Below are 25,482 nucleotides of genomic sequence, written 5' to 3'. Positions count from 1 at the left end.
GTCATTCGGTGTTCTACGTCGAATTGCCGAGCGGCAAACTGGTGCAGTCGTTCGTCGCCAACGCCGAACGTCGTGGCGCACGTCCGACCTGGGGCGATCAGGTCTACGTGTGGTGGGAAGACGACAGCGGCGTGGTACTTCGCTCATGAACATGCGCAAATTCAAACGTCGCATCAATCGAATAATCCCCAATGGCCGGCAACTGGTCATTGGCGTGCCGTTCATCTGGCTCTTCCTGTTCTTCATGCTGCCGTTCTTCATCGTCCTGAAGATCAGTTTCGCCGAAGCCGATGTGGCGATCCCGCCGTACACCGAGATCTATACTTTTGCCGAGCAGAAGCTGCAGTTGCTGCTGAACCTGGGCAACTACGCGCTTCTGGGTGACGACGAGTTGTACATCGCCGCCTACCTCGGCTCGCTGAAGATGGCCTTCATCAGCACGTTGCTGTGCCTGCTGATCGGCTATCCAATGGCCTACGCCATCGCCAGTGCGCGCAAAGAGCTGCAAACGGTGCTGGTGCTGCTGATCATGATGCCGACCTGGACGGCGATCCTGATCCGCGTCTACGCGTGGATGGGCATTCTCAGCAACAACGGCCTGCTCAACGGCTTCCTGATGAGCATGGGCCTGATCGACGAGCCGCTGCAGATCCTCAACACCAACCTGGCGGTGTACATCGGCGTGGTTTACTCGTACCTGCCGTTCATGATCCTGCCGCTGTACGCCAACCTGGTGAAGCACGACAACAGTCTGCTCGAAGCGGCATCGGACCTCGGTTCGAGCACCTTCAACAGCTTCTGGAAAATCACCATTCCGCTGTCCAAGAACGGCATCATTGCCGGCTGCATGCTGGTGTTCATTCCGGTGGTCGGTGAGTTCGTTATCCCGGAGCTGCTCGGCGGTCCGGAAACCCTGATGATCGGTAAAGTGCTCTGGCAGGAATTCTTCAACAACCGTGACTGGCCGGTGGCGTCCGCCCTGGCGGTGGTGATGCTGGCGATCCTGATCGTGCCGATCATCCTGTTCAACCGCAGTCAGGCCAAGGAAATGGAGGGTAAAGAATGAAACGCTTCCGTTTCTCCAGCCTGATGCTGGTGCTGGGTCTGATCTTCATCTATCTGCCGATGCTGATCCTGGTGATCTACTCGTTCAACGCTTCCAAACTGGTCACGGTGTGGGGCGGCTGGTCGGTGAAGTGGTACGTCGGCCTGCTCGATAACTCGCAACTGATGGGCTCGGTGCTGCGCTCGCTGGAAATTGCCTGCTACACGGCGGTGGCAGCGGTGGCACTGGGTACGCTGGCGGCCTTCGTGCTGACCCGCATCACCCACTTCAAGGGCCGCACGCTGTTCGGCGGCCTGGTGACGGCGCCGCTGGTCATGCCGGAAGTGATCACCGGTCTGTCGCTGTTGCTGCTGTTCGTGGCCATGGCGCAGATGATCGGCTGGCCACAGGAACGCGGCATCGTCACTATCTGGATCGCTCACACCACGTTCTGTGCGGCGTATGTGGCGGTGGTGGTGTCGGCGCGTCTGCGTGAGCTGGACCTGTCGATCGAGGAGGCGGCGATGGACCTCGGCGCGCGGCCGTGGAAGGTGTTCTTCCTGATCACCATCCCGATGATCGCACCGTCACTGGCAGCGGGCGGGATGATGTCGTTCGCCCTGTCGCTGGATGATCTGGTGTTGGCGAGCTTCGTCTCCGGGCCGGGTTCGACGACCCTGCCGATGGAAGTGTTCTCGGCGGTGCGCCTGGGCGTGAAACCGGAAATCAATGCCGTGGCCAGCCTGATTCTGCTGGCGGTGTCGCTGGTGACTTTCCTCGTCTGGTTCTTCAGCCGCCGTGCCGAAGAAGCGCGCAAGAAAGCCATCCAGCAAGCCATCGAAGAAAGCGCAGCCGATTCCTGGAAGCAACCGGACGCGCGCCGCGCACCGAGTCCGGAAGCGGCGTGAGCCCTGTCGGGTTGGTTGCTTTTTCAAGACCAATCCATATCCCTGTGGGAGCGGGCTTGCCCGCGATAGCTATCTGACATTCGACATTGATGTTGACTGTAAAGACGCCATCGCGGGCAAGCCCGCTCCCACAGGTTTTTCTGCGGTCAGGAAATCCAGGGAGACCGGCGGATGACCTCGACGAAGTTCAGCGGTTTGAACCCCGGCTCCTGATCCTTCAGCACATCGGTCTTCACATTCCCAAACGTTGTCTGCGGACGGTGACGCAAGCCATCGGCAAACGCGCAGATGATGCATTCCTTGAAGCCTTCACCGCGTGGATGCGCATGCACCACCGCCTCTCGCTGCACGCTGCTGAACGCCGCGTAATCCATGCCCAGCACATCCATTTCCACCCCGGCAGTGACCAGCGCCACGGTCGGACGCAGATGTTTCGGCACGCCCGGTGTCGTGTGCAGCGCAATCGACAACCACACCTGTTCGATATCGTCGTCGCTCAGTCCGTAAGGCTTGAGAAACGCTGCGGCGGCATTGGCGCCATCCACTTCGAAACGTTCTTCATCACTGCGATGACCTTCGACCAGACCGAGGTCGTGGAACATCGCGCCGACGTACAACAGCTCCGGGTTGTAGGCCAGTTGCCGGCGCTCGCCGCTCAGCGCGCCGAACAGAAACACCCGGCGTGAGTGGTGATAGAGCAGGTCGGATTCGATGTCGCGAATGTACTCGGTGGTGGCCCGGGCGAAGGCGCTGTCGGGGATCCTGATGCCGGCGATGCTGGTGCTCATATCGGTTGCCTCATCGAAAACGCCGTTGTGGCGCTGGTGAGGAAAGTCTGTTCCTGGCGCTAAAGACCAACAATCGAGACGTGGCTGCGATCCTTGCCAATCAACCTGCAAATCGTGCCAACTCGGCAAACAGACCCAGCGGAGCTTCACAGCATGAGCAAATCCGTCGCCATTGTGGTGTTTCCCGGCGTGCAGTCGCTGGACGTCAGCGGTCCCATGGACGTGTTTGCTGAGGCCAACCGGTTCCTCGCTCCGCAGGATCACTATCGGCTGGAAGTGATCGGCGTCGAGCACGGGGCGATGGCCTGCTCCAACGGCCTGAGCGTGAATGCGCATCGGCATTTCAGCGAAGCGCTCGAGCCCTATGACCTGTTGTTGGTCGCCGGTGGGCCGCAGTTGCCGTTCATGGATTTCGGCAGCGCTTTCGATAGCTGGCTGCGTGAGGCTTGCGCGCGGGTGCAGCGCTTCGGCTCGATCTGCAATGGCGCGTTCATGCTGGCGCGGGCGGGGCTGCTGGACGGGCGCACGGTGACTACTCACTGGAACGATGCCGAGGCCTTGGCGCAGTTGTGCCCGGCCACGCAAGTCGAGGCTGATCGCTTGTACGTCGAGGATGGCCCGCTCTACACCTCGGCCGGGGTTACGGCGGGGATCGATCTGTCGTTGTATCTGCTGGCGCGGGATCACGGCGCCGAGGTGGCGCTCAGCGTGGCCAAGCGGCTGGTGGTGTTCACCCAGCGTTCCGGTGGGCAATCGCAGTTCAGCCCGTTCCTCACTCCGCACGCCGAGCCGACGTCAGCGGTAGCGATGGTGCAGTTGTATGTGCTGGCCAATCTCACCGGCGATCTGACGATTGCCGATCTGGCCAATGCGGCGAACATGAGTGCGCGCAATTTCTCCCGGGTCTTTGCTCGGGAGGCGAAAGTCACGCCGGCAGAGTTCGTTGAGCGCGCGCGGGTTGATGCGGCGCGGGTGATGCTGGAAAGCACCACAGCGCCGCTGAAGACCGTGGCCTATCAGTGCGGGTTTCGCGATGCGCAGCATATGCGCAGCGTGTTCAACCGGCGGCTGGGGGTGACGCCGCAGCAGTTTCGGATGAATTTTGCGCTGGATGTTTGATGTGGGCTTGAGCTCGAAAGCCCTCACCCCAGCCCTCTCCCAGGGGGAGAGGGAGCCGATTGGGGGATATTGAAAAAGTACGCCGACGTGAAAGGCTCATGCTGAATCCATAATCGACACCGCGCTATCAGGGCGATGTATAACGCCAGACACTTCGGTCGGTCCCCTCTCCCTCTGGGAGAGGGCTAGGGTGAGGGGCTTTTAACGTACTCGCGCCGGCAACAACTTCAAGGTACTGCGCGTATTCGCCGTCACCTCTTCCTCGCTGAAATGCGCCTGCACATAGATCCCTTCCACATACGCCTCGGCCTGATCGTCGTAGTGACTGTCGAACGGCACGCCGCTCTGGCCCACCGGGTTGATCGTCAGCCCGTGCGCCGGATCGGCGAAATCCACCAGTCGCCGCGTTGATGGCCCATACGTAACGGGCCACGGCGCCGGGCCGATTTTCGCTGAGAGGTTGTTGGGCACTTCATGGCTGCCCGGCGCCGCGAACGGCCCGACGTTGAACAGACGATCCAGCGGTTTTTGCTGGCCCAGTGGATGGCCATGGGTCAGGGTATGCGCCGCGCCCCATTGCCACGCCGCCACATCGTCGCCAAGGGTCAGCTTCAGATGGTGCAGGCTCGCCTGCCATGCTGCGCGGACGATATCGGCGCGAGTCTCTTTCGCGGGCGTGCTGCGGTTATCCCACCACGGCGAATCGGCATTCGCCGCCAACCTCGGCAGCGCTGCATCGATCACCCGCGTCGACAGCAGCGTGTCGAAAAACTCGTTGCCCAACTCATCGCGCATCGCCGCATCGGCCAGGTCGTACAGGAACTGATTGAACAGCGTCGCACTGACCGAATCCAGCGGATAGTCGCCGGGCCACTGCGCCAGTTGCTCGACCAGTTTCAGCTGCGCGGGATCGCTCACCACCTCGCGCAACACCGGCAGCAACGGTGCGAGCAGGCGCGGGCCGTAGCCGGTCGCGGTGCCCAGTTGCAGCTTCTGATTGGCTTCGTTGCTCCACTTCAGATGTTTGTCGCTGAGCTGACGATTGAGCTGCTGGCCGCGATCGGCAAGGTTGTAGTAACCGGGAATCGGCATGCCGGTCGGCGACACGGGCTGAAAGTTCGCCGAGACGATATAGCCGCGCGACGGGTTCTCTTCCTGCGGGTTGGCGCTGAACGGGTAGTAGCCGTCCTTGTCCGCCTGATTTGTGCTGCCGTCGAGAATGAATTCCGGCCTGACCCCGGCGGGCCGCTTCGGTAGCAACGCCGAGGCCCACCAGGCGATGTCGCCCTTGGCATTGGCGTAAACCAGATTCAGTCCCGGCGCCTGGACTTTCGCGGCGGCGGCACGGGCCTTGGCCAGGGTGTCAGCGCGGTTGAGCTGATAGAAGCCTTCCAGGATCGGGTTCGGCGTTTCGAGAAACGCCCACCACATGGCGATCGGGGTTTTGCCCGCCGCCGCACCCAATGCGTCGTTGACGATCGGGCCGTGGGGCGATTGGCGCAGGGTGAGGGTCACCGGTGCCTGGCCCTTCACCTTGATCTGCTGTTCAGTGACGAGCAGGTCAGTCCACTGGCCGCGATACCAGATCTGATTGGGGTTGTCCGGATTGACCTTCTCGGCGATCAGGTCCAGATCGTCGTTCTGGAACATGGTCAGGCTCCAGCCGAAATCCATGTTGTGGCCGAGGAACGCGAACGGCACCAGCGCCTGATGATGACCGTACAGCTCGAAACCCGGCGCCGACAGCTGCGCCTCGTACCACACCGACGGCACCGAGAAACGGATGTGCGGATCGCCGGCCAGCAACGGCTTGCCGCTCTGGCTGCGACTGCCGGCGATGACCCAGGCGTTGCTGCCTTCGAACTGCGGCAGGCCGTTGTCGATCAGCGCCTGCTCACTGAGGCGGGCGAGGGCGTTGAGGTCTTTCCAGTCACTGGCGGCGAGGGCGGGCGCCGCGTGGTTGTGATCGTTGACGAGGACGCCTTTGCCTTGCCAGTCGAGGTCGAACACGTTGAGGTAATCGGCGCCAAGTTGATCACGGACGAAAGTCAGCAACGGCTCGGTGCGAAACGCCGCCGCGAAGCTGTAGGCCATGTAACCGGCGACGCTGATGCTGTCTTCGGCAGTGAACGGCCGCTTGGGGATGCCCAGCACGTCGAATTCAATTGGCGCAGCGTGTTTGTCCTGATATTGGTTGATGCCATCCAGATAGGCTTGCAGGCCCTTCCACGCCGCTGATTGCTTATCCAGGCTGGCGACGTAACTGGCGGCGCGCTCGCGAATGCGCAGGCTGCGAAACAGTTTGTCGGTGTCGAGCAGTTTCGGCCCGAGCACCTCGGCCAGTTCGCCACGGGCGAGACGGCGCATGGCTTCCATCTGGAACAGCCGGTCCTGGGCATGCACGTAGCCGAGTGCACGATAAAGGTCGGTTTCGTTCTCGGCGCGAATGTGCGGCACACCGCGCTCGTCGTAGCGCACGGTCACCGAGCCCAGCAGATCGCGCAGCTCGACCTGGCCCTGACGCGTCGGTTGTTTGCTGTAGACATACCAGCCCAGCGCGCCGAGCAGGGCGACAATAAGCAAAGCGAGAAGGGTGAACACGCGCTTCATGGTGACTCCTTGTGCAGGCGGGAATGGCCGCCCGTCGGGCTGCAAACAATTAGCACAGAGCCTCTATGCCGTGCAGCGCAATCCTTGAAATGTCCGGAATGCCTTACTTCGCCTCCACCGGCCATGGGCAATAACAACCCACCGCCAGCGTATGCGTGGCATTGACCGGTCGGTCTTCCGTCAGAGCATGCAAAATCGGTTCGATGAAGCTGTTGCTGGAATTGCAGGTCAGGCCTTCGCTGTACGGTCCAAAGTAGGCCAGTTTGCCGCTGCGGTCCCAAATGGCCACGGCGGGGCTGGCGGGAATTTGTTCAGAGCCCGGCAGGACGACGATGGTTTTCAGGCGGGTGAGGGTGGCGGGCAATTGGCCGTGGCTGCCGGGTTTTTGCACCGCGAAAAATTCCACGCCGCGGGCGCCGAACTGCTCGACCATTTCGCTCAGGTGCTGTTGGTTGCCGACGTTGCACGGGCAGGCCGGGTCCCAGAAATGTACGAGGCGGATGTTGCCCGGCCCGGCGAGCTCACCCGGCAGGCGTAGCGGATCGCCGGAAAACACCGCCGTGTGCTCGCTGAATGCGCGCAGATAACGGCCCTGAAACCAGTCATACGCGGCCCACAGCACGCCGGCGCAGATCAGCGCGAGCAGGCTGGCGAACAGTGCGGTGCGGTAGGGCGAACGCATGGATTTGGTTCCTCAGAGGCCGGCTAGCTTGCCATGCTTGCCGCGACAGATGAATATCGCAGGCCGATAAAGTCCGTTTACCGCTTTGGAATGTCCGCATGCCTGATACTTTCGACCCCGATCAAATCCGCGCGAGCCTCAAGCCTCTGGCCGAGTGGCAGCCGCTGTCGGACGAGGCGAAGGCGTATCAGCGCTTCTACCAGACCGATTTTCCCGAACGCGATGTCTGGCGCGGCATGGGCCGTTTCGAAGTCGATGGCTATGAACTGGTCAGCCATTGCTGGTGGCCGGAGAAGGTCAAGGCGACGCTGTTCCTGCTGCACGGTTATTACGATCACACCGGCCTGTATCGGCATGTGATCGAGTGGGCGCTGGATCAGGATTTTGCCGTGATCGCCTGCGACTTGCCGGGGCATGGCCTGTCGAGCGGGCCACGGGCGAGCATTCGCGATTTCGCGGAATATCAGCACATGCTCCAGGCGTTGTTTGCCGAAGCGCAGTCGATCACGCTGCCGCAGCCGTGGCACTTGTGCGGGCAAAGCACTGGCGGGGCGATCGTAGTCGATCATCTGCTCAATCATGGCGAGGGCAGCCCGGCGCAGGGCCAGGTGATTCTGTTGGCACCGCTGGTGCGGCCGCGGGCGTGGGGATGGTCGCAGCTCAGTTATTACCTGCTCAGGCCCTTCGTTCGCGGCGTCGCGCGGCGCTTCAGCGAGAATTCCAATGACCCGGATTTCCTGCCGTTCCTGCAGGCCGATCCGTTGCAGCCGCGGCGCTTGCCGACCCAATGGGTGGGCGCGTTGTCACGCTGGATCATTCGCGTCGAGCACGCGAAAAAAAGCCCGCGACGGCCGCTGATCATTCAGGGGCAAGCGGACATGACGGTGGACTGGCAGCACAACCTGCAAGTGTTGAAATGGAAATTCGATCGACCGCAGATTTTGCTGTTACCCGAGGCGCGGCATCATCTGGCGAATGAGACGGCTGATATGCGCGAGGAGTATTTCGAGTTTCTGAGCAAGCGGATCAAGGGGCGGAATGCGTAGCGCATTGCTCAAGTAGCGGTCTGCCAAGTAATCAACTAGCAAGTGGCAATTACCCGGCATGTTACTTTCCTCTTTAAGTTTTAATTATAGAGGGGGCTGTTTGTTAATATTAGAAAACTTATGCAACGGTTGGAGTTTCGTCATTTGCTCTTCTCTGCGTTATTTTGATTTTGCGGCGGAGTAGCCAGTTGGGTAAATACCAATTGTCTGCTGCCGACGATCAAGCCTGATTAATATAACTGCACGAGCGGCGGGCTACTTAAGTAGTGTGTGCGCTTGAGGAATGTTTATGACTGCTCTAAATATAGTCCCTGCTCTCACGAGCTATCAACGAAAATCCTGGATGGGAGATCTGCGAAGTTCCATTGGTAACAAAAAGCTTTGGCAACTGAGCCTGCCGGGAACTCATAATGCCGGGATGGATCGCTATGCAAATTATAGTAACTCTTATATTACTTGCCAGTATGACACTTTCTGGTACCACCTGGAGAGCGGGATAAGGGTCCTGGATATTCGCTTGAAGTATTTTTCTGGCTATTCGAATACGGGTCTTCGGTTCAGGCACACGCATAGCCTAGAGTCCGGCAGGACACTCAGCGAAATGATGAACGCGGTTCGTGAGTTCCTCCAGAAGAATCCAACTGAAATCGTTATCCTTGATATTCACGAATTATCGACTCAGAGGGGGATGCCGGTTCCATTTCAGGAGTTGCATAATTATTTCGTAGGTGAGTTCGGCTCGGCATTGATCCCGCGAGCGGCGGTGAATATGACCTTGAATGAGATCAAGGCCAACTACCCAAGGGGCGGGATTGTCCTTGCTGCACCGAGCGGTTTATCCAATCTGAATCCAACTTTGATATGGTCTCAGATCAATCATCGTTGGGCGGGTAGTGGATTGGTCAGTACTTCCCGACTTTACAGTCACATTGACAGTGTTATGCGTAATCCGCCCGCAGCAGGTGCCTTATGGTCGATGTCTGCCACCTGCTATTCGGGTTGGGGCGTGCAAAATATCAAATCCGAGTTGAACAACTGGTATTCAATCGGCAGCGAATGGCAGCGCAAAAGCAACATCATCAATGTGGATTTTTTCAATGATTCCGAGATAGTTCGCAATTGTATTGAGAGCAATCTGCGCAAGTGACCCGTCGCGTCAAGTTGCCCAATTCATGGCGGGGAAGCCCCACCGGATACCCGCCTGTTTGGCAAAGATATCGGAGGCGCGGAACGGTAAATCTCGCGGTTATCGATTGATCATCACGGGTTCTGCGCCACCGCCAATCCAGCCCTGATCGCCGCCAGTGCGGCCTGGTAGTACGCCTTGCCCTCGGTTGACTCGGCAAACGTCGCAAACTCTTCCAGCTCTTCATCCGACAAATCGCGATAGACGTACAGCAGCGTGTTGTTCAGGTCAGCGCCAATCTGATCCATCAAGCGCTGGCGTTGGCCATTGAGCATGCCTTGCGCCTGACCGCCACCCAGCAGCCCCGGAATCATCGAACTGAGACTGTCCGCCGCGACGCCGGCGATCGCCAGGCTGACTTCGGCCCCGGCTTCACGCGCTGGCAAGGCTTGGGCAAGGTGGCCGATGATCAGTTGGCGGTTGTCGCTGGCCTGCATCTTCGGCAGGCCCTTGGCGTTTTTGGCCAGTTGATCGCGGCGGGTCGCGAGCAGTTCGGCGGCGACGATTTTCTTGCCCAGCGGCGACTGGAAGAAGGTCAGCGCCGGTTTCGGGTCGGCGAGTTTCTGCCGCAATTGCGCCTCGGCGCGTTGATCCACGGCCTGTGGGGCAAAACGCTGGTTGCTGTTATTGACCAGAGCCTGGAACACCGCCGGCGGCAGGCTGTTCTGATAGCGCTGCTGGGCGGCACTCAGGGCGTCATTGAAATGCGCACGTTGATCTGGCCAGCCGGCGATCTTGTACAACTGGTCGTAGCCGTCCGCCCAGGCGGGCAACACACAGAACATCAACAGTGAAAAAAGCAAACGGCGCATAGGGACTCCTGTCAGCAGCCGACTATTCTCCGTGTGGTGCCGTTACTTGTCGAGAATTCGTATCAAGCCGCTGCGTGGCTCTGTCGGATTTGTTGCCGCAGGCATACTATGCGCGCCATGCCAATATCCTCTGAACACCCACTGCTGTTACGCATTGTCGACGACCTGGCCGAGCATGGCTGGTCGCAGCAGAATATTTTCCTGCCCCCCGGTCTGACTCGCGAGCTGGCGGCCGAGTGCCGCAAACGTGAGGCCGAGGGTGAGCTGGCGCCGGCGGCGGTCGGACGCGGGCCGTTTTCAGAGATTCGCGAGGGGATTCGCGGCGACCATATCCAATGGATCGACCCGGGCCAGGCCGAGGCCAGCGACCGCTATCTGAACCTGATGGAGAGCCTGCGTGAAGCGCTCAATCGCGGTTTGTTCCTCGGTCTCGAAGATTTCGAATGCCACTTCGCCCTGTATCCGCCCGGCGCGTTTTATCGTCGGCATGTCGACCGTTTTCGCGACGATGACAAGCGCATGGTCTCGGTGGTGGTCTACCTCAACGATGGCTGGCTGCCGGAGGATGGCGGCCAACTGCGCATGTATCTGAATGAAGACCGCGTGCATGACGTACAGCCTACCGGCGGCTGTCTGGTGGTGTTCCTCTCCGGCGAAGTGCCCCATGAAGTGCTGCCGGCCAACCGCGAGCGGCTGTCGCTGACCGGTTGGTTCCGCCGCCGTGGCAATGAGCCGTTCTGACATGCACAGGATTCTGGTCAGCCGCTGCCTGTTGGGCCATCGCGTGCGTTACGACAGTGGCGCCAGCGGGCCGTTTGATCTGCTCGAGCAGTGGATTGCCGAAGGGCGAGTGGTGCCGTTGTGTCCCGAGGTCGCAGGCGGACTGCCAACGCCACGGGCGGCGGCGGAGATTCCGGGCGGGCAGGGTGGCGAGGTGCTGGATGGCACGGCGGCGGTGATCACCACTGCGGGTGAGGATGTCAGCGCGCAGTTTCTCGACGGTGCGCGGCAGGCGCTGGCATTGGTGCAACAGCATGGGATTCGGGTGGCGGTGCTCAAGGCCAACAGTCCTTCTTGCGGGAATCTGTTGACGTACGACGGGACGTTCAGTGGCGTAAAGGTCAGTGGTGAGGGGGTGACGGCGGCGTTGCTCAAGCGTCATGGGGTGCTGGTGTTCAGCGAGCTGGAGTTGCCGCAGGCCGCACAGGCTCTGGCGGCTCTCATCTAAAAGAACGCCGCAATCTTATGTAGGAGTGAGCCTGCTCGCGATAGCGGTTTGTCAGTTAATCATTCTTCGACTGACACACCGCTATCGCGAGCAGGCTCACTCCTACAGGTTTTGTGTTCACTTGGGTTCGGTGAGCCACTTCTCGGACAACGCCGCCAAACGCCCATCCGCCTTGATCCGCTCCAGCGCACTTTGCAGACTGGCCTGAAACGCCGGATTACCCTTCTGAAACGGAATCGCCAGCTCCACCGGTTCAAGCGCTTTCGGCTGCTCTGCGTTCAACGCCTGCACCAGCACCATCGGCCGCGGCGTCTCATCCTTCTTCGCCAGCAGCTGCCCGTCGACCTTGCCGTACGGCGCGCTGAAGTCGAAACGATCCTTCAGTTCGGGTGTCAGTGCTATGTGATTCAGCGCGACGTCGTACTTGCCGCTCTCGACGCCCTGGAGCAGATCGCCCTCGTCGGTGACGATGAAGTCGGCGCGCACATCCAGCTCTTTGGCGAGAAGTTGCCCAAGCTCGACCTCGAACCCCGTCAGGGTGTCGCCTTCCTTGTAATTGAAGGGCGGTGTATTAGCCTCAAGGGCTATGCGCAGCTCGCCACGGTCGTTGACGTCATCAATCAGTTCGGCGTGAGCCAGCGGGCTCAGAAGGGGTAGCAGGCAGATCAGGCCAGGCAGAAAACGCATGGTCACTCCTTTGAAATCATTATCGCGATGCTCTGATTCAGGCTCGCTTTGCTATGGTTGTCGAGTGCCTTCGACAACGAATGGTCATGAAGTTGTCATGACCGTGCGGATTTTACGGAAAAACTGGAGAAGAAAATGAAAAGCTTTATGTCACGTGCAGCGTTGGCCGGTGTGCTGATGGGTGTTTCGGTGCTGGCCAGTGCGGCGACGCCGGCGCCCAAGGATGCTGAAGTGTTCATCGTTTCTCCCGAAGACGGGGCCACGGTTTCCCAAGAGTTCAAGGTCAAGTTCGGCGTCAAGAACATCGCGTTGGCACCCGCAGGGGACGTCACCAAGAACACCGGCCACCACCATCTGCTGATCGACGTCGACGACCTGCCGGCCGAAGGCGCGCCGATTCCGACGGATGCTCACCACATGCATTTCGGCAAGGCGCAGACCGAAGCCACGATCAAACTGGCCCCTGGCAAGCACACCTTGCAACTGATCCTCGGCGACAGCGGCCACATGCCGTTCGACCCGTCAATCGTTTCCGAAAAAATCACCGTCAATGTGAAATAAAAAAAGGGAGCCCTGCGAGGCTCCCTTTTTTTATTCAGCTTCAAGTGGCTAGCTGCAAGCGGCGAGTAAAGGCAAAAGCGCTTTTCACTTGCCGCTTGTAGCTTGTGGCTTGTGGCTGTTCTTAGAAAAGAACACGGCTACGGATAGTACCGTTGACGTGTTGCAGCTTCTCTTGCGCCAGCTCCGAGTATTCGGCGTCGACGTCGATCACCACGTAGCCAACCTTCTCGTTGGTCTGCAGGAACTGACCGGAGATGTTGATGCCGTTTTCGGCGAAGACCTTGTTGATCTCGCTCATCACACCCGGGATGTTCTCGTGGATGTGCAGCAGGCGGTGCTTGCCAGGGTGAGCCGGCAGGGCCACTTCCGGGAAGTTGACCGACGATACCGATGTACCGTTGTCGCTGTACTTGACCAGTTTTTCCGCCACTTCCAGACCGATGTTGGCTTGCGCTTCGGCGGTCGAGCCACCGATGTGCGGGGTCAGGATCACGTTGTCGAGGCCACGCAGCGGGCTTTCGAACTCTTCGTCGTTGGAACGCGGTTCAACCGGGAACACGTCGATGGCCGCGCCGATCAGGTGCTTGTCCTTGATCGCTGCCGCCAGGTGGTCCAGCTCGACCACGGTGCCGCGTGCGGCGTTGATCAGGATGCCGCCCTTCTTGATGGCACGGATTTCCTTCTCGCCGATCATCCACTGGGTCGCAGCGGTTTCCGGAACGTGCAGGGTGACGATGTCGGACATGCCCAGCAGCTCGTGCAGGTTGTTGACCTGCGTAGCGTTGCCCAGCGGCAGCTTGGTCACGGTGTCATAGAAGAACACCTGCATGCCCAGGCCTTCGGCCAGAACCGACAATTGCGTGCCGATCGAGCCATAGCCGACGATGCCCAGCTTCTTGCCACGGATCTCGAAGGAATTGGCCGCGGATTTGATCCAGCCGCCACGGTGGCAGGACGCGTTTTTCTCCGGGATGCCGCGCAGCAGCAGGATCGCTTCGGCCAGCACCAGCTCGGCTACCGAGCGGGTGTTGGAGTACGGCGCGTTGAACACGGCGATGCCGCGCTCGCGGGCTGCGCCCAGGTCAACCTGATTGGTGCCGATGCAGAAACAGCCGACCGCGACCAGCTTCTTCGCGTGATCGAAGATCTCTTCGGTCAGTTGCGTGCGCGAACGAATGCCGATGAAGTGAGCGTCAGCGATCTTTTCCTTGAGCTGGGCATCCGGCAGAGAACTGGTGTGGTACTCGATGCTGGTGTAGCCCGCCGCCTTGAGGACGTCGACAGCCGATTGGTGGACGCCTTCGAGAAGAAGGAACTTGATCTTGCTCTTATCGAGAGAAGTCTTGCTCATCTGCGTAAACCTGTATCCCGGAGAAAAATGGCAGGGAGGGAGCAGCCTGGAGCTGACCCGCACGGCAACAAAGCCGTCACCGCGGATCTGGCCTTGGGCACTGTCCTGCGGGGTCGGTATGCTAGCATAGCCACCCCGCTAAACACTCATTCCTGCGACGTGAAGCGTTCTCAGGATGACCATGAATTGTTCGAGAGTTCTGTCGATGACCAATCCTGCGCTGATTGATGAACTGAAGACCCTGGTCGAGCCCGGCAAGGTCCTGACCGACGCCGACTCCCTGAATACGTACGGCAAGGATTGGACCAAGCACTTCGCCCCGGCGCCGAGTGCCATCGTGTTTCCCAAGACCATCGAGCAGGTGCAGGCCGTGGTGCGCTGGGCCAATACCCACAAGGTCGCGCTGGTGCCATCGGGCGGGCGCACCGGGCTGTCCGCCGCCGCAGTGGCGGCCAATGGCGAAGTGGTGGTCTCGTTCGATTACATGAATCAGATTCTCGACGTGAACCTCACCGATCGCACCGCCGTGTGTCAGCCAGGTGTGGTCACCGAGCATTTGCAAAACGTCGCCGAAGAAAACGGTCTCTACTACCCGGTCGACTTCGCTTCGGCAGGTTCCAGCCAGATTGGCGGCAACATCGGCACCAATGCCGGCGGGATCAAGGTGATTCGCTACGGCATGACCCGTAACTGGGTCGCCGGCATGAAAGTGGTCACCGGCAAGGGCGACGTGCTCGAACTGAACAAGGACCTGATCAAGAACGCCACCGGTTACGATCTGCGCCAGTTGTTCATCGGCGCCGAAGGCACCCTCGGTTTCGTCGTCGAAGCGACCATGCGTCTGGATCGCGCGCCGAAAAACCTCACGGCGATGGTGCTCGGCACTGCCGATTTCGATTCGATCATGCCGGTGCTTCACGCCTTCCAGGGCAAGCTCGACCTGACCGCGTTCGAATTCTTCTCCGACAAGGCCCTCGCCAAAGTCATGGGCCGCGGCGATGTGCCGGCGCCGTTCGATACCGACTGCCCGTTCTACGCCCTGCTCGAATTCGAGGCGACCACCGAAGAGGTGGCCAACAGCGCCTTGGAAACCTTCGAACACTGCGTCGAACAGGGCTGGGTGCTCGATGGCGTGATGAGCCAGAGCGAAACCCAGCTGCACAACCTGTGGAAGCTGCGCGAGTACATCTCCGAAACCATCTCGCACTGGACGCCGTACAAAAACGACATTTCAGTCACCGTTTCGAAAGTCCCGGCGTTCCTCAAGGAAATCGACGCGATCGTCGGTGAACACTACCCCGATTTCGAGATCGTCTGGTTCGGCCACATCGGCGACGGCAACCTGCACCTGAACATCCTCAAGCCGGATAACCTGAGCAAGGACGAGTTCTTCGCCAAGTGCGCCACGGTCAACAAGTGGGTGTTCGAAACCGTCGAGAAGTACAACGGTTCGATTTCCGCCGAGCATGGCGTCGGTATGACCAAGCGGGATTACCTGACCTACAGCCGTTCGCCGGCCGAGATCGAATACATGAAAGCGGTCAAAGCGGTGTTCGACCCGAACGGCATCATGAACCCGGGCAAGATTTTCGCGGTTTGATCAGCAGTCTCTGATGAATCAATGAAGGCAGGAGTCGGTAAATGAGCTATCAGCACCAGTATGTCGACGGCACGCGCATCCACTTCCCGATCGGGAAAGTCGTGTGCATTGGCCGTAATTACGCCGAGCACGCCAAGGAACTGGACAACCCGGTCCCGACCGAGCCGCTGCTGTTCATCAAGCCGGGCAGTTGCGTGGTGCCGCTGGAAGGCGGTTTCAGCATTCCCACCGAGCGCGGTTCGGTGCACTACGAAGCGGAAATCGCCGTGCTGATCGGCAAGCCGCTGTCGACCAGACCGAGCCGTGAAGAAGTGCTCGATGCGATCTCCGGTTTCGCCCCGGCGCTGGACCTGACCCTGCGCGACAAGCAGGCGGAGCTCAAAGCCAAGGGCCTGCCGTGGGAAATTGCCAAGTCGTTCGACGGCGCGGCGGTGCTGGCGCCGTTTGTGGTCGGCAGCACATTCCCTGACCTGACTGATATCGGCATTCGCCTGACCATCAACGGCGAAGTGCGCCAGGACGGCAACAGCAGCGCCATGCTCAACCCGATCGTGCCGATGATCCAGCACATGGCCGGCTGCTTCTCGCTGCAGGCCGGTGACGTGATTCTCACCGGCACGCCGGTGGGCGTCGGCCCGCTGAACGCCGGCGACGACATCGTCCTCGAACTGGTGGGCGCGAGCCGCTTCGAGAGCAGCGTGCGCTAACCGCCACACCGCAAGACCCTTTGTAGGAGTGAGCCTGCTCGCGATAGCGGTGTGTCAGCCAACAATATATCGACTGACGAACCGCCATCGCGAGCAGGCTCACTCCTACATTTGTTTCGTGTCGCTGCTGGCAATCCCGCCATTTGCCGTTTTTTTCACATCCTGTACGGATAATTCCGCGCATTCTGGCGTCTGAGCCGGCCTCTTTGTGCTATTACCCATAGCCTGAATTTTCGGAACGCGTCCTTTGATGTCATCTCAAACTCAGCTCAAAACTCCCCGTCGCTCGCGTTTCGCCCTGCGCTGGTATGTCTGGTTGCTGCTCGCGCTGGCCGCCGCTTATGCGCTGGCGTTCGCCATGCACTGGGATGATCGCGGCGTGCTCTGGGTGCTCGAGCGGTTTGAAAGCAAAGCCGAGCAGAAGGAGAGCATCTGGCTGCCCGATTACCACGTGGTGATCGATGCCAAGCCGCTGCCGGGCATGGAGAAGGACGAGGCCTCGGACCTGTCCTACAACCCGCAGAGCAAAACCCTGTTTTCGGTGATGGGCAAAAACCCGTTTCTGGTTGAGCTGAGCCTGCAAGGCGAGGTGCTGCGCAAGATGCCGCTGGTGGGCTGGAGCAATCCGGAAGGTCTGACCGTGATGGAAAACGGCTTGATGGCAATTGTCGATGAACGCCAGCACACGCTGTCGATCGTCAAGGTCGATGCCAACACCCGCGAACTGAACATTGCTGATTTTCCGAAACATGACCTCGGCCCGTCGAAAGACCAGAACAAGGCCTTCGAGGCGATTACCTGGGATGCACGCAACCAGCAATTGCTGCTGGGTGAGGAGCGGCCGCCGGCGCTGTTCACCTGGAAAAGCGATGGCAGCCAGGCACTCAAGGGCGACAAACAAAAGCTGACCAGCGATGAACTGGATATCCGTAACCTCTCCGCGCTGGAGATCGATCCGCGCACCGGCCATCTGCTGGTGTTGTCGGCCGATTCGCACCTGCTGCTGGAGCTGGACGAGAAAGGCGAGCAGGTCAGTTTCATGACCCTGCTCGGCAATTTCAATGGCCTGAAAGACACCATCCCGCGCGCCGAAGGCGTGACCATGGACGAGGCCGGTACGCTGTATATCGTCAGCGAGCCAAACCTGTTCTATCGCTTCGAAAAACAGCAATAACAGCCCTCGCTGCAATTTCGGACAAGTCTGATTGTCCTGACAGGCAAGTGGCCATTAAGCTTCAGTTCAGACAGGCGTGATATTTCATCCGCCTGTTCTGCTCCCGAGCCCATCCGAATGCGTCGACTTGCCCGTCCCAAGCCTCTGGTTATTTCCCTGTCGGTGATTGCCCTGGTCACGTTGATCGGCATCGGCCAATACATGCGTCTGTTCGAGCGTGCCTGGTTCAACCTGCACACGTTGTGGCAGCCGCTGAGTGGCGAGGCCATCGGACTGGATCAATATCGCGTGGACATCGAAGCGCGGGTAATCGAAGGCCTCGACGATGACGTGTCAGCGCTGACCTACGATCCGGTGCGCAAGAGTCTGTTTACCGTCACCAACAAAAACTCGGAGCTGATCGAGCTGTCGCTGCAAGGCCAGATTCTGCGGCGTATCGCCCTGGTCGGTTTCGGCGACCCGGAAGCGGTCGAGTTCATCAGCGCCGATACTTACGTGATCACCGACGAGCGCCAGCAGCGCCTGATCAAGGTGCACCTCGATGCCGACACCACGTTTCTCGACGCCGACGATGCCGAGCAAATGACCCTCGGCGTGCACATGGCCAGCAACAAGGGCTTCGAAGGGCTGGCCTACGATTCGGTGGGCAAGCGCCTGTTTGTCGCGAAAGAGCGTAACCCGATGCTGATCTATGAAGTGCATGGCTTCCCGCATTTCAATCCGGAAAAATCCTACGCGGTGCATGTGATCAACAACCCGAAACGCGATGCCGGGATGTTTGTGCGCGACCTGTCGAGCCTGCAATACGACGAACGCAGCGGCCATTTGCTGGCGCTGTCGGATGAATCGCGACTGATACTGGAACTGGACGTCGACGGGCGGCCGCTGAGCACCATGTCCATCAGCGGTGGTCGCCAGGGTTTGCAGAAAACCGTGCCGCAGGCTGAAGGCATTGCGATGGATGATGAGGGGACGTTGTATCTGGTGAGTGAGCCGAATTTGTTTTATGTGTTCAAGAAGCCAGCACAGCCCTGACCAACACCCCAAAACACTGTGGGAGCTGGCTTGCCAGCGATGAGGCCATCACTTTCAACGTCATTGTTGACTGACAGGCCGCTATCGCTGGCAAGCCAGCTCCCACAGATATTTCATTTGCCCACACCAAGGTGGGCAGTCTGGCTTATTCAGCCTTCAGGGTTTTCACCCCTTCACTGGTCCCCAGCAACAACAGATCCGCTGGCCGCGCGGCGAACAAGCCGTTGGTGACCACGCCAACAATCGCGTTGATCTGCGCTTCCAGCTCGACCGGGTTGGTGATCTGCAGGTTGAACACATCAAGGATGATGTTGCCGTTGTCGGTCAGCACACCTTCGCGGTACACCGGGTCGCCGCCGAGTTTCACCAGTTGGCGCGCCACGTGGCTGCGGGCCATCGGGATCACTTCGACTGGCAGCGGGAACTCGCCCAGCACCGGTACCAGTTTGCTGGCGTCGGCGATGCAGATGAAGGTCTTGGCCACGGCCGCGACGATCTTCTCGCGGGTCAGGGCGGCGCCGCCGCCCTTGATCAGGTTCAGGTGTGCGTCGCTTTCATCGGCGCCGTCGATGTAGAACTCCAGGTCGCTGACCGTGTTCAGCTCATACACCGGAATGCCGTGACCCTTGAGGCGCGCGGCAGTGGCTTCGGAGCTGGCAACGGCGCCATCGAAAGCGCCCTTGTGCTGGGCCAGGGCATCGATGAAGCAGTTGGCGGTGGAGCCGGTGCCGACGCCGACGATGCTCTTGTCGTCGAGTTTCGGCAGGATGAAGTCGACGGCGGCCTGGGCCACGGCCTGTTTGAGTTGATCCTGGGTCATGCGGGCTCCGAAGCGGGCAAGGGGTGGGCAGAAAGGCCGGCATTATAGCCGCAAGCGCGGCTAAAACCTCTGGATTCGTGTGGTCGCATCGGCAAAAGCCGGGTTAGACTCCCGGGTCCCGCCCAACCGCTCAGTGATGCTTTCCGATGCTTGAACAGTACGTCAAAAAGATCCTCACCTCGCGCGTTTATGACGTTGCCGTAGAAACCCCGCTGCACAACGCCCGTCAGCTCTCCGAGCGGCTGGGCAATGACATCTGGCTCAAGCGTGAAGACTTGCAGCCGGTGTTCTCGTTCAAGATTCGCGGGGCCTACAACAAGCTGACGCAACTGAGCGACGAAGAACGCGCCCGCGGCGTGGTCACCGCGTCGGCGGGCAACCATGCGCAGGGTCTGGCGCTGGCGGCGAAAGTGCTGGGCGTCAAAGCCACCATCGTCATGCCCAAGACCACCCCGGAGATCAAGGTCGAAGGCGTGCGTTCGCGCGGCGGCAAAGTGGTGCTGCACGGTGATTCGTTCCCGGAGGCGCTGGCCTACTCGCTGAAACTGGTCGATGAGAAAGGCTACGTTTACATCCACCCGTACGATGATCCGCACACCATTGCCGGCCAAGGCACCGTGGCGATGGAAATCCTGCGTCAACACCCGCAGCCACTGGACGCGATTTTCGTTCCGGTGGGCGGCGGCGGTCTGATCGCCGGTATCGCCGCGTATGTGAAATACCTGCGCCCGGACATCAAGGTCATCGGTGTCGAACCGGACGATTCCAATTGCCTGCAAGCGGCGATGGCGGCGGGCGAGCGTGTTGTCCTGCCAACCGTGGGCATCTTTGCCGACGGCGTGGCGGTGGCTCAGATCGGTCAGTACACCTTTGAAATCTGCAAGGATTACGTCGATGAAGTGATCACCGTCAGTACCGACGAGATCTGTGCGGCGATCAAGGATATCTACGACGATACCCGCTCGATCACCGAACCTGCCGGCGCGCTGGGCGTGGCCGGGATCAAGAAATACGTTGAGCAGGGCGGTGTCAGCGGGCAGACCTTCGTTGCCATCGACTCCGGCGCCAACGTCAACTTCGACCGCCTGCGCCACGTCGCCGAGCGCGCCGAGCTGGGGGAGGGCCGCGAAGCGATCATCGCCGTGACCATCCCGGAGAAGGCCGGCAGTTTCAAGGCGTTCTGCGAAGCCGTCGGCAAACGCCAGATCACCGAATTCAACTACCGCTACAACACCGGCAGTGAAGCGCACATCTTCGTTGGCGTACAGACGCACCCGGACAGCGACCCGCGCAGCGCACTGCTGGCGAGCCTGACTGAGCAAGGTTTCCCGGTGGTTGACCTGACCGACAACGAACTGGCCAAGTTGCACATTCGCCACATGGTCGGCGGGCACGCGGCGCATGTCATCGACGAGATGGTGTTCCGCTTCGAATTCCCGGAACGCCCGGGGGCGCTGTTCAACTTCCTCAATAAACTCGGCGGGCGCTGGAACATTTCGATGTTCCACTACCGCAACCACGGCGCCGCCGATGGCCGTGTGGTTGCGGGCCTGCAGGTTCCCCATGACGAGCGTCATCTGGTGCCAGCGGCACTGGCGGAAATCGGCTACCCGTACTGGGATGAAAGCGAGAACCCGGCCTATCAGCTGTTTCTTGGCTGAGCGGCTACGCTGAAGGGCATGGCCCAAGGAAGAGAAACACATGGAAACCCTGACAACCCTGAAGGTCCTTCACGTCGTGGCGACCGTGGTCATCCTCGCGAGCGGGCTGTTGCTCGCCGTCCTGACCTGGCGTAATCGCAGCGAAGGGCCGGCCACGACGATGCGGCGGCCCTGGCTGTTTATCTGGTGCCTGATGCTGATCGGTATCCTCAGCATGCCGTTTACCGGCTGGTGGCTGGTGCACTTGATTGGCTGGCCACTGGGACAATTGTGGATTCTGGGCTCCAGTTTGATCTATGCCGTGGCCACGTTCAGTGCGGTCTGGCTGCTGGTGCGGCTTGATCGGTTGTGGACAACCGGGGTGGGCAATCGAAAATTCAATCTGGCGCTGGCGATTGTCAGCGGGGTCGGATTTCTCGCCATCGCCGGGTTGATGGGGGCCAAGCCTGTTTAGGGCTTGAGACCGCGTCGCCCCTATCGCTGGCAAGCCAGCTCCCACAAGGATTTCCAGTGAACACAGCTTGTGTGACCAGCCGAAAAACCTGTGGGAGCTGGCTTGCCAGCGATGGCCATTTCAGCCGCGCAGACTGATCACTGGCCAACCGCGCCTCTCGGCCTCGGCGCGCAGATTCGGGTCCGGATCAACCGCCACCGGATTCGCCACCTGCTCCAGCAACGGCAGATCATTCATCGAATCGCTGTAGAAACAGCTGCCTTCCAGCGAATACCCGGTCTCTTTCAGCCAGCGATTCAACCGCGTCACCTTGCCCTCACGAAAGCACGGAATGTCGGTGCTGCGCCCGCTGTAGCGGCCGTCGATCATTTCGCATTCGGTGGCGATCAGGGTTTCCACGCCCAGGCGCACGGCAATCGGGGCGGTGACGAAGCGGTTGGTCGCGGTGATGATCACCAGTTTGTCGCCGGCGTCGCGGTGTTGTTTCAGCAGTTCCAGCGCCTTGGGCAACATGATCGGCGCGATGCAGTCGCGCATGTAATCGCTGTGCCAGGCGTCCAGCACGGCCATTTCGGTGCGGCCGAGGATCTCCAGGCAGAAATTCAGATATGCCGCGTTATCCAGCTTGCCGGCCAGGTAATCCTGATAGAACTCGTCGTTGCGCGCCTTGTAGGCGATCGGGTCGAGGAAGCCGCGCTCGCACAGATAGTCGCCCCAGGCGTGATCGCTGTCGCCGCCCAGAAGGGTGTTGTCCAAATCGAATAGAGCCAGGCGCATTGCAGTTACCCGCTGAAAAGTCAGTAAAAAGGCGACAAGAATACGGTCTTTTCACAAGAGTGCACATAAGCTCGGAAGCTTCGTTGCCGCCTGATCAACCTTTGTGGAACAATGCGGCGACATGCGTTTGCGAGGTTGTTGCCGTGATCGACCCCGATGGTTTCCGTCCCAATGTCGGGATCATTCTGACGAATGACGCCGGCCAGGTGCTATGGGCTCGCCGTATCAATCAGGACGCCTGGCAGTTTCCGCAAGGGGGAATCAACCCTGAAGAGACGCCGGAAGACGCCTTGTACCGCGAGCTGAACGAAGAAGTTGGCCTGGAACGTGAAGATGTTGAAATACTGGCCTGTACCCGAGGCTGGTTGCGCTATCGTTTGCCGCAACGCCTGGTGCGTACCCACAGCCAACCGCTGTGCATCGGCCAGAAACAGAAATGGTTTCTCCTGCGCCTGATCTCCAACGAGCAGCGGGTGCGGATGGATTTGACCGGTAAACCGGAATTCGATGGCTGGCGCTGGGTCAGCTATTGGTATCCGTTGGGCCAGGTGGTGACATTCAAGCGCGAGGTGTATCGACGCGCTCTCAAAGAGCTTGCCCCGCGCCTTTTAGCGCGCGACTGACGACGGAGTTCGACCCCGAGCCATGCTCAATACGCTGCGCAAGATCGTCCAGGAAGTTAACTCCGCCAAGGATCTCAAGGCGGCGTTGGGGATTATTGTGTTGCGCGTCAAAGAGGCCATGGGCAGCCAGGTCTGCTCGGTCTACCTGCTTGATCCCGAGACCAACCGCTTCGTCCTGATGGCCACCGAGGGCTTGAACAAGCGCTCGATCGGCAAGGTCAGCATGGCACCCAACGAAGGTCTGGTCGGTCTGGTCGGCACGCGTGAAGAACCTCTGAACCTCGAAAACGCCGCGGACCACCCGCGTTATCGTTACTTCGCCGAAACCGGTGAAGAGCGGTATGCCTCGTTCCTTGGCGCGCCGATCATTCACCACCGCCGCGTGGTCGGCGTGCTGGTCATCCAGCAAAAAGAACGCCGCCAGTTCGACGAAGGTGAAGAAGCCTTCCTTGTGACCATGAGCGCACAGCTCGCCGGGGTGATCGCCCACGCCGAGGCCACCGGTTCGATCCGTGGTCTGGGCCGGCAGGGCAAGGGCATTCAGGAAGCCAAGTTCGTTGGCGTGCCGGGCTCGCCGGGAGCAGCGGTCGGTACCGCGGTGGTCATGCTGCCGCCGGCGGATCTGGACGTGGTGCCGGACAAGACCGTCACCGACATCGACGCCGAGCTGGCGCTGTTCAAGACCGCCATCGAAGGCGTGCGTGCCGACATGCGCACCTTGTCGGCGAAACTCGCGACCCAGTTGCGCCCGGAAGAACGTGCGCTGTTCGACGTCTACCTGATGATGCTCGACGATGCCTCGCTGGGCAGCGAAGTCACCACGGTAATCAAGACCGGCCAGTGGGCCCAGGGCGCGCTGCGCCAGGTGGTCACCGATCACGTCAACCGTTTCGAACTGATGGATGACGCCTACCTGCGTGAGCGCGCCTCGGACGTCAAAGACCTCGGTCGCCGCTTGCTGGCCTATCTGCAGGAAGAGCGTCAGCAGAATCTGGTCTATCCGGAAAAAACCATTCTGGTCAGTGAAGAGCTGACCCCGGCGATGCTCGGCGAAGTGCCGGAAGGCACGCTGGTCGGTCTGGTGTCGGTACTCGGTTCGGGTAACTCCCACGTCGCGATCCTCGCCCGGGCCATGGGCATTCCGACGGTAATGGGTCTGGTCGATCTGCCGTACGCCAAGGTCGACGGCATCGAAATGATCGTCGACGGCGTACGTGGCGAGGTCTACACCAACCCGAGCGAAGTGCTGCGCAAGCAGTTCGCGGAAATCGTCGAAGAAGAGAAACAACTGGCGCTGGGCCTCGATGCCCTGCGCGACCTGCCGTGCGTGACCCTCGACGGCCACCGCATGCCGCTGTGGGTCAACACCGGCCTGCTGGCGGATGTGGCGCGGGCGCAGAAGCGCGGCGCCGAAGGCGTTGGTCTGTACCGCACCGAAGTGCCGTTCATGATCAACCAGCGCTTCCCGAGCGAGAAGGAACAACTGGCGATCTACCGTGAGCAGCTCGCCGCATTCCATCCGCAACCGGTGACCATGCGCAGCCTCGACATCGGCGGTGACAAGTCGCTGTCGTACTTCCCGATCAAGGAAGACAACCCGTTCCTCGGCTGGCGCGGCATTCGCGTCACCCTCGATCACCCGGAAATCTTCCTGGTGCAGACCCGCGCAATGCTCAAGGCCAGCGAAGGCCTGAACAACCTGCGGATTCTACTGCCGATGATCTCCGGCACTCACGAACTCGAAGAAGCCCTGCACCTGATTCACCGGGCCTGGGGCGAAGTGCGCGACGAAGGCACCGACGTGCCGATGCCGCCGATCGGCGTGATGATCGAAATCCCCGCCGCGGTGTACCAGACCAAAGAGCTGGCGCGGATGGTCGACTTCCTCTCGGTCGGTTCCAACGACCTGACCCAGTACCTGCTGGCGGTCGACCGTAATAACCCGCGGGTGGCCGATCTTTACGACTACCTGCACCCGGCGGTGCTGCAAGCCCTGCAAACTGTCGTGCGTGACGCGCATGCCGAAGGCAAGCCGGTGAGTATCTGCGGCGAAATGGCCGGCGATCCGGCGGCGGCGGTGCTGTTGATGGCGATGGGTTTCGACAGCCTGTCGATGAACGCCACCAACTTGCCGAAGGTCAAGTGGATGCTGCGTCAGGTCAATCTGAGCAAGGCGCAGGAGTTGTTGGCGGAGTTGATGACGATTGATAACCCGCAGGTTATCCACAGCTCGCTGCAATTGGCGCTGAAGAATCTTGGGTTGGCGAAGATGAATGCGCCGGTGGTCAACAAAGCGCTCTGAAGATCAACAGCCCCTCACCCTAGCCCTCTCCCGGGGGGAGAGGGGACTGATTGGGGAATGCTGCAGGACTGCGCCGAACTGACAGTGCTTCGCTGAATCCATAATCGACCCACACGGATCTGAAAGTGCTTCGCTGAATCCATAATCGACTCGGTCTTTCAGGTCGATGCACAACTCACGACACCTCGGTCGGCTCCCTCTCCCTTCGGGAGTGTATGTACCGGAGACATGGTAGACACATGTTCGGAGACATGGTGGACGGTTTTAGATCTTCTTACCTGCCGTCACGATCTGCAAGTTCAAGTC

The 25,482-nt window shown here is 60.2% G+C and carries 25 protein-coding genes; 17 read left to right on the top strand and 8 right to left on the bottom strand.

Features of this window, described 5'->3' with window-relative positions; all coding sequences use genetic code 11:
- The 3 genes from ACYYKW_RS23550 to ACYYKW_RS23540 all read left to right on the top strand — a co-directional run.
- A partial coding sequence (locus ACYYKW_RS23550) for a TOBE domain-containing protein (RefSeq protein WP_464991306.1) occupies positions 1–149 on the top strand: 149 nt, incomplete at its 5' end.
- A 35-nt stretch (positions 150–184) separates the two neighbouring features.
- Positions 185–1,066 carry an ABC transporter permease subunit gene (locus tag ACYYKW_RS23545; protein ID WP_172833310.1) on the top strand — a complete coding sequence of 294 codons (882 nt, stop codon included), beginning with the start codon at positions 185–187 and terminating at the stop codon, positions 1,064–1,066.
- Entirely contained in the window at positions 1,063–1,953 is an 891-nt protein-coding gene (locus ACYYKW_RS23540) for an ABC transporter permease subunit (RefSeq protein ID WP_090287284.1), read from the top strand. Before ACYYKW_RS23545 ends, ACYYKW_RS23540 begins: the two co-directional genes overlap by 4 nt.
- Positions 1,954–2,099: 146 nt before the next feature.
- Here the strand turns inward: ACYYKW_RS23540 and ACYYKW_RS23535 are convergent, their stop codons facing one another.
- A complete protein-coding gene (locus ACYYKW_RS23535) occupies positions 2,100–2,741 on the bottom strand; it encodes an HD domain-containing protein (protein WP_464991305.1) in 642 nt (213 codons plus the stop codon).
- A 153-nt stretch (positions 2,742–2,894) separates the two neighbouring features.
- On the opposite strand from ACYYKW_RS23535, the gene ACYYKW_RS23530 reads away from it, so the two are divergent.
- Positions 2,895–3,860: a GlxA family transcriptional regulator gene (locus ACYYKW_RS23530; protein ID WP_464991304.1), complete on the top strand. Its 966-nt coding sequence runs from the start codon at positions 2,895–2,897 to the stop codon at positions 3,858–3,860.
- Positions 3,861–4,061: 201 nt separating this feature from the next.
- Here ACYYKW_RS23530 and ACYYKW_RS23525 read toward each other — a convergent pair whose 3' ends face one another.
- Together ACYYKW_RS23525 and ACYYKW_RS23520 are read right to left on the bottom strand one after the other, a co-directional pair.
- Positions 4,062–6,470 carry a penicillin acylase family protein gene (locus ACYYKW_RS23525; protein ID WP_464991303.1) on the bottom strand — a complete coding sequence of 803 codons (2,409 nt, stop codon included), beginning with the start codon at positions 6,468–6,470 and terminating at the stop codon, positions 4,062–4,064.
- A gap of 103 nt (positions 6,471–6,573) precedes the next feature.
- Entirely contained in the window at positions 6,574–7,152 is a 579-nt protein-coding gene (locus ACYYKW_RS23520) for a DUF6436 domain-containing protein (RefSeq protein ID WP_464991302.1), read from the bottom strand.
- Positions 7,153–7,250: 98 nt separating this feature from the next.
- On the opposite strand from ACYYKW_RS23520, the gene bipL reads away from it, so the two are divergent.
- Complete coding sequence (bipL, locus tag ACYYKW_RS23515; protein ID WP_464991301.1) at positions 7,251–8,198, top strand: phospholipase BipL; 948 nt, start codon at positions 7,251–7,253, stop codon at positions 8,196–8,198.
- A gap of 289 nt (positions 8,199–8,487) precedes the next feature.
- Complete coding sequence (locus ACYYKW_RS23510; RefSeq protein ID WP_464991300.1) at positions 8,488–9,345, top strand: phosphatidylinositol-specific phospholipase C domain-containing protein; 858 nt, start codon at positions 8,488–8,490, stop codon at positions 9,343–9,345.
- Between the two features lie 113 nt (positions 9,346–9,458).
- Here the strand turns inward: ACYYKW_RS23510 and ACYYKW_RS23505 are convergent, their stop codons facing one another.
- Complete coding sequence (locus ACYYKW_RS23505; RefSeq protein ID WP_093097337.1) at positions 9,459–10,196, bottom strand: DUF2059 domain-containing protein; 738 nt, start codon at positions 10,194–10,196, stop codon at positions 9,459–9,461.
- Positions 10,197–10,304: 108 nt separating this feature from the next.
- Between ACYYKW_RS23505 and ACYYKW_RS23500 the strand changes: the two genes are divergently transcribed.
- Together ACYYKW_RS23500 and ACYYKW_RS23495 are read left to right on the top strand one after the other, a co-directional pair.
- Positions 10,305–10,937: a 2OG-Fe(II) oxygenase gene (locus ACYYKW_RS23500; protein WP_093097340.1), complete on the top strand. Its 633-nt coding sequence runs from the start codon at positions 10,305–10,307 to the stop codon at positions 10,935–10,937.
- A gap of 1 nt (position 10,938) precedes the next feature.
- Complete coding sequence (locus tag ACYYKW_RS23495; protein ID WP_464991299.1) at positions 10,939–11,424, top strand: 2-thiouracil desulfurase family protein; 486 nt, start codon at positions 10,939–10,941, stop codon at positions 11,422–11,424.
- 117 nt (positions 11,425–11,541) lie between these two features.
- On the opposite strand, the gene ACYYKW_RS23490 is transcribed toward ACYYKW_RS23495, so the two are convergent.
- A complete protein-coding gene (locus tag ACYYKW_RS23490; RefSeq protein WP_464991298.1) occupies positions 11,542–12,111 on the bottom strand; it encodes a transporter substrate-binding domain-containing protein in 570 nt (189 codons plus the stop codon).
- Positions 12,112–12,246: 135 nt separating this feature from the next.
- Between ACYYKW_RS23490 and ACYYKW_RS23485 the strand changes: the two genes are divergently transcribed.
- Entirely contained in the window at positions 12,247–12,672 is a 426-nt protein-coding gene (locus ACYYKW_RS23485) for a DUF4399 domain-containing protein (RefSeq protein WP_093097349.1), read from the top strand.
- 121 nt (positions 12,673–12,793) lie between these two features.
- On the opposite strand, the gene serA is transcribed toward ACYYKW_RS23485, so the two are convergent.
- On the bottom strand, positions 12,794–14,023 hold the full coding sequence (gene serA, locus ACYYKW_RS23480) for a phosphoglycerate dehydrogenase (RefSeq protein WP_090287262.1): 1,230 nt from the start codon (positions 14,021–14,023) through the stop codon (positions 12,794–12,796).
- A gap of 205 nt (positions 14,024–14,228) precedes the next feature.
- On the opposite strand from serA, the gene ACYYKW_RS23475 reads away from it, so the two are divergent.
- The 4 genes from ACYYKW_RS23475 (at position 14,229) to ACYYKW_RS23460 (ending at position 18,539) form a co-directional block, all read left to right on the top strand.
- The gene (locus ACYYKW_RS23475) at positions 14,229–15,623 is read left to right on the top strand and encodes an FAD-binding oxidoreductase (protein ID WP_464991297.1); all 1,395 of its coding nucleotides are present in this window, start codon (positions 14,229–14,231) and stop codon (positions 15,621–15,623) included.
- A gap of 41 nt (positions 15,624–15,664) precedes the next feature.
- Positions 15,665–16,330 carry a fumarylacetoacetate hydrolase family protein gene (locus ACYYKW_RS23470; RefSeq protein WP_464991296.1) on the top strand — a complete coding sequence of 222 codons (666 nt, stop codon included), beginning with the start codon at positions 15,665–15,667 and terminating at the stop codon, positions 16,328–16,330.
- Positions 16,331–16,580: 250 nt separating this feature from the next.
- On the top strand, positions 16,581–17,504 hold the full coding sequence (locus ACYYKW_RS23465; protein ID WP_464991295.1) for an SdiA-regulated domain-containing protein: 924 nt from the start codon (positions 16,581–16,583) through the stop codon (positions 17,502–17,504).
- Positions 17,505–17,621: 117 nt separating this feature from the next.
- Positions 17,622–18,539: an SdiA-regulated domain-containing protein gene (locus ACYYKW_RS23460; RefSeq protein ID WP_464991294.1), complete on the top strand. Its 918-nt coding sequence runs from the start codon at positions 17,622–17,624 to the stop codon at positions 18,537–18,539.
- Between the two features lie 145 nt (positions 18,540–18,684).
- Here ACYYKW_RS23460 and rpiA read toward each other — a convergent pair whose 3' ends face one another.
- Positions 18,685–19,359, bottom strand: coding sequence for a ribose-5-phosphate isomerase RpiA (rpiA, locus tag ACYYKW_RS23455; protein ID WP_039757496.1), 675 nt, complete (start codon positions 19,357–19,359; stop codon positions 18,685–18,687).
- Positions 19,360–19,505: 146 nt separating this feature from the next.
- On the opposite strand from rpiA, the gene ilvA reads away from it, so the two are divergent.
- Entirely contained in the window at positions 19,506–21,020 is a 1,515-nt protein-coding gene (gene ilvA, locus ACYYKW_RS23450) for a threonine ammonia-lyase, biosynthetic (protein WP_464991293.1), read from the top strand.
- Between the two features lie 40 nt (positions 21,021–21,060).
- Positions 21,061–21,474 carry a DUF2269 family protein gene (locus tag ACYYKW_RS23445; protein ID WP_464991292.1) on the top strand — a complete coding sequence of 138 codons (414 nt, stop codon included), beginning with the start codon at positions 21,061–21,063 and terminating at the stop codon, positions 21,472–21,474.
- Between the two features lie 120 nt (positions 21,475–21,594).
- Here the strand turns inward: ACYYKW_RS23445 and ACYYKW_RS23440 are convergent, their stop codons facing one another.
- Positions 21,595–22,251: a histidinol-phosphatase gene (locus ACYYKW_RS23440; RefSeq protein WP_464991291.1), complete on the bottom strand. Its 657-nt coding sequence runs from the start codon at positions 22,249–22,251 to the stop codon at positions 21,595–21,597.
- Positions 22,252–22,394: 143 nt separating this feature from the next.
- Here ACYYKW_RS23440 and ACYYKW_RS23435 point away from each other — a divergent pair, with 143 nt between their 5' ends.
- Together ACYYKW_RS23435 and ptsP are read left to right on the top strand one after the other, a co-directional pair.
- On the top strand, positions 22,395–22,874 hold the full coding sequence (locus ACYYKW_RS23435; protein WP_003229203.1) for an RNA pyrophosphohydrolase: 480 nt from the start codon (positions 22,395–22,397) through the stop codon (positions 22,872–22,874).
- A 22-nt stretch (positions 22,875–22,896) separates the two neighbouring features.
- Positions 22,897–25,176: a phosphoenolpyruvate--protein phosphotransferase gene (gene ptsP, locus ACYYKW_RS23430; protein WP_093097365.1), complete on the top strand. Its 2,280-nt coding sequence runs from the start codon at positions 22,897–22,899 to the stop codon at positions 25,174–25,176.
- Positions 25,177–25,482: the final 306 nt, after the last annotated feature.

This window comes from Pseudomonas sp. 15C, assembly GCF_055484735.1.
Note: the sequence above shows the minus strand (reverse complement) of the source record. Positions and strands in the feature narration are given on the sequence as shown.

Bases quoted from the DNA above. Each gene is read 5' to 3' on its own strand.
- ACYYKW_RS23525 (WP_464991303.1), bottom strand. From the start codon at position 6,470: ATGAAGCGCGTGTTCACCCTTCTCGCTTTGCTTATTGTCGCCCTGCTC.
- ACYYKW_RS23530 (WP_464991304.1), top strand. From the start codon at position 2,895: ATGAGCAAATCCGTCGCCATTGTGGTGTTTCCCGGCGTGCAGTCGCTG.
- ACYYKW_RS23540 (WP_090287284.1), top strand. From the start codon at position 1,063: ATGAAACGCTTCCGTTTCTCCAGCCTGATGCTGGTGCTGGGTCTGATC.
- ACYYKW_RS23510 (WP_464991300.1), top strand. From the start codon at position 8,488: ATGACTGCTCTAAATATAGTCCCTGCTCTCACGAGCTATCAACGAAAA.
- ACYYKW_RS23485 (WP_093097349.1), top strand. From the start codon at position 12,247: ATGAAAAGCTTTATGTCACGTGCAGCGTTGGCCGGTGTGCTGATGGGT.
- rpiA (WP_039757496.1), bottom strand. From the start codon at position 19,359: ATGACCCAGGATCAACTCAAACAGGCCGTGGCCCAGGCCGCCGTCGAC.
- serA (WP_090287262.1), bottom strand. From the start codon at position 14,023: ATGAGCAAGACTTCTCTCGATAAGAGCAAGATCAAGTTCCTTCTTCTC.
- bipL (WP_464991301.1), top strand. From the start codon at position 7,251: ATGCCTGATACTTTCGACCCCGATCAAATCCGCGCGAGCCTCAAGCCT.
- ACYYKW_RS23460 (WP_464991294.1), top strand. From the start codon at position 17,622: ATGCGTCGACTTGCCCGTCCCAAGCCTCTGGTTATTTCCCTGTCGGTG.
- ACYYKW_RS23495 (WP_464991299.1), top strand. From the start codon at position 10,939: ATGCACAGGATTCTGGTCAGCCGCTGCCTGTTGGGCCATCGCGTGCGT.
- ACYYKW_RS23475 (WP_464991297.1), top strand. From the start codon at position 14,229: ATGACCAATCCTGCGCTGATTGATGAACTGAAGACCCTGGTCGAGCCC.
- ACYYKW_RS23500 (WP_093097340.1), top strand. From the start codon at position 10,305: ATGCGCGCCATGCCAATATCCTCTGAACACCCACTGCTGTTACGCATT.
- ptsP (WP_093097365.1), top strand. From the start codon at position 22,897: ATGCTCAATACGCTGCGCAAGATCGTCCAGGAAGTTAACTCCGCCAAG.
- ACYYKW_RS23505 (WP_093097337.1), bottom strand. From the start codon at position 10,196: ATGCGCCGTTTGCTTTTTTCACTGTTGATGTTCTGTGTGTTGCCCGCC.
- ACYYKW_RS23465 (WP_464991295.1), top strand. From the start codon at position 16,581: ATGTCATCTCAAACTCAGCTCAAAACTCCCCGTCGCTCGCGTTTCGCC.
- ACYYKW_RS23440 (WP_464991291.1), bottom strand. From the start codon at position 22,251: ATGCGCCTGGCTCTATTCGATTTGGACAACACCCTTCTGGGCGGCGAC.
- ilvA (WP_464991293.1), top strand. From the start codon at position 19,506: ATGCTTGAACAGTACGTCAAAAAGATCCTCACCTCGCGCGTTTATGAC.
- ACYYKW_RS23520 (WP_464991302.1), bottom strand. From the start codon at position 7,152: ATGCGTTCGCCCTACCGCACCGCACTGTTCGCCAGCCTGCTCGCGCTG.
- ACYYKW_RS23445 (WP_464991292.1), top strand. From the start codon at position 21,061: ATGGAAACCCTGACAACCCTGAAGGTCCTTCACGTCGTGGCGACCGTG.
- ACYYKW_RS23535 (WP_464991305.1), bottom strand. From the start codon at position 2,741: ATGAGCACCAGCATCGCCGGCATCAGGATCCCCGACAGCGCCTTCGCC.
- ACYYKW_RS23470 (WP_464991296.1), top strand. From the start codon at position 15,665: ATGAGCTATCAGCACCAGTATGTCGACGGCACGCGCATCCACTTCCCG.
- ACYYKW_RS23490 (WP_464991298.1), bottom strand. From the start codon at position 12,111: ATGCGTTTTCTGCCTGGCCTGATCTGCCTGCTACCCCTTCTGAGCCCG.